The 598-nt window shown below is 60.9% G+C and carries 1 protein-coding gene; it reads left to right on the forward strand.

Annotation, left to right across the window (positions count from 1 at the left end; all coding sequences use genetic code 11):
• A partial coding sequence (locus DEQ92_RS21485; protein ID WP_342764758.1) for a hypothetical protein occupies positions 1-411 on the forward strand: 411 nt, incomplete at its 5' end.
• Positions 412-598: the final 187 nt, after the last annotated feature.

Genomic DNA, 598 nt, shown 5'->3' on the forward strand with positions numbered 1-598 from the left:
CTGGAGTGCTGCAATACGTCACGGACGTCCGGCAGACAGCATCAACACTCGGAGATCGACCGACACCACCTTCCTGCTACGCCACAGACTACCGCTGTGTCAGAGACGTTTCACGGCGACGTACTGCGTGTCATTCCACCAGACGAACTCGCCGAGCACGATCTCGAACCGGCCTTAGCGGAACTGGCTGCATCGCGTGGCGTCCTGGTCTGTCGCCGCGGTGGCCATCCCTCGCTGTTGGAACTCGTATGGGCGTTCGTGAGGCGGGACCCAATCGAGGCGGTCACTTTCGTTGCGGACGTCGAAGACGAGGACATCAGCGAGGGCGACGAGATAACCGCACAGATCACAGAGACGGAACTGTTCGGCGTCTACGAGGTAACCGGCACTATGGACGTCGACCGGGCTTGATACTGTTCGGGAAATGGTGAGGGCCTGATGATCGCAGCGAACGGCAGCGCGGATGGCTGCGTGCTCGTTGTCAGGATCGATCGCGGGGTCCAGAGACCGAACCGAGTCTGTTCCGATAGCTAACGTCACTCTCCCCGACTCCCCTGCCGGTAGAACGCGGCATAACCCGCGGCTATTGGCCGATTAG

The sequence above is a fragment of the Haloferax sp. Atlit-6N genome (genome assembly GCF_003383195.1).
GTDB classification, from domain to species: Archaea; Halobacteriota; Halobacteria; order Halobacteriales; family Haloferacaceae; genus Haloferax; species Haloferax gibbonsii.